Annotated in this window: 2 protein-coding genes; both read left to right on the forward strand. The window is 34.5% G+C overall.

From position 1 onward, the window contains the following. Nucleotides 1–5: 5 nt before the first annotated feature. A complete protein-coding gene (gene tsaD / locus IX290_RS11305) occupies nt 6–1028 on the forward strand; it encodes a tRNA (adenosine(37)-N6)-threonylcarbamoyltransferase complex transferase subunit TsaD (RefSeq protein WP_211493297.1) in 1023 nt (340 codons plus the stop codon). Between the two features lie 24 nt (nt 1029–1052). Then, nucleotides 1053–1508, forward strand: coding sequence for a DIP1984 family protein (locus IX290_RS11310; RefSeq protein WP_211493296.1), 456 nt, complete (start codon nt 1053–1055; stop codon nt 1506–1508). Nucleotides 1509–1840: the final 332 nt, after the last annotated feature.

A 1840-nucleotide genomic window follows, 5' to 3' on the forward strand; every position in this document is an offset into this window, starting at 1 on the left:
AGTTTATGATAATATTAGGAATAGAAAGTTCTTGTGATGAAACTTCCATAGCTGTCCTAAAAGATGGAAAAGAAGTTCTATCTAACAAGATATCTTCGCAAATAGCGATACATAAAGAGTACGGAGGGGTTGTACCAGAAATAGCCTCACGTCAGCATGTTAAAAATATAGCAGCAATACTTGATGAAGCATTAGCTGAAGCAAAAATAACAATGGACGATGTTGATTATATAGCAGTTACCTATGCACCTGGACTTATTGGAGCACTTCTTGTAGGTGTATCTTTTGCAAAAGGGCTTTCATATGCTCACAATATACCTATAATACCTGTACACCATATAAAAGGTCATATGTATGCTAACTTCTTAGAGCATGATATTGAACTTCCATGTATATCACTTGTGGTATCTGGAGGACATACAAATATACTGTATATGGATGAAAATCATAACTTTACCAATATGGGAGGAACTCTTGATGACGCAGTGGGAGAGAGCTGTGATAAAGTTGCAAGAGTACTGGGAATTGGATACCCTGGAGGTCCTGTAATAGACAAGATGTACTACAAAGGAGATAGAAATTTCCTACAGATAACTGAACCAAAAGTTGGAGAGTATGAATTCAGCTTTTCAGGAATAAAAACAGCAGTAATAAACTTTGTAAATAAGATGAATATGAAAAAAGAGGAGTTTGTAAAGGAAGACCTTGCTGCATCTTTTTTAGGAACAGTTGTAGATATTCTATGTAAGAAGACAATAAAAGCTGCTAAGGAAAAAAATGTAAAAACTATAATCCTTGCAGGTGGAGTTGCTGCTAACTCACTATTAAGAAGTCAACTAACTGCAGAAGCAGAAAAACTTGGAATAAAAGTATGCTATCCATCAATGGTACTTTGTACAGATAATGCTGCAATGATAGCTGAGGCTGCATATTATAAGCTTATAAACTGTAAAGATAAAAAGAGCTGTTTTGCAGACCTTAATCTAAATGGAATAGCATCTTTAAATGTTATGGATGATAGATATTAATAGTTATTATCAGGGGGGATTTTGATGAAACTTGCTGAAGCACTTAATTTGAGAGCGGATATTCAAATAAGAAATAGCCAATTGAAAGAGAGACTTGTTGCAAATTCTAAGGTACAGGAAGGGGATAAGCCCAGTGAAAATCCTACTTCTCTATTAAAAGAACTTGATGCCAATTTAAAAGAGTTAGCAAGACTTATAAAGGCTATAAACAGAACTAACTCAAATACAAAAGTTGGAAATGAGACTTTAACAGATCTAATTGCACAAAGAGATGTAATGGGAACTGAGATAAGGATAAAACGCGATTTTCTGTCAGCTGCAAGTTCAAGAGTGGACAGATACTCAAATAATGAGATTAAAATCCTTGCAACTATAGATGTAGCTAAATATCAAAAAGAGATAGACAGACTTTCAAAAGAGTATAGAGAGCTGGATACTAAGATTCAGGGACTTAACTGGACTACTGACCTTATGGAGTAGTGGAATAGTTATAAAATTATAAAATAATCTATATAAGGATAATTTGTCAGAGTGGATATCACCTCGTTCATTAGAGAATGTAATGAAATCCATAATTGTACGTGTCCTTCGGAGGCGGGCCGAACCTTGTAGGTATTTACATATGTCCTCACACTGTTACATGTGCAATGTTACACTTTATTATTAACTACCAGATATCAGCTGATAAATGGGTGGGATAGGGGAAAAGATAGATTATTAAGAGGTTGTTGTGTAGCGAACCCATTTTCTTAGACACATATTTTAATTATTGACTAATAAGGATTGATTCCTGTATTTTGTAGGAGTTAATC

The sequence above is a fragment of the Fusobacterium sp. DD2 genome (assembly GCF_018205345.1).
In the GTDB taxonomy this organism is placed as follows: domain Bacteria; phylum Fusobacteriota; class Fusobacteriia; order Fusobacteriales; family Fusobacteriaceae; genus Fusobacterium_A.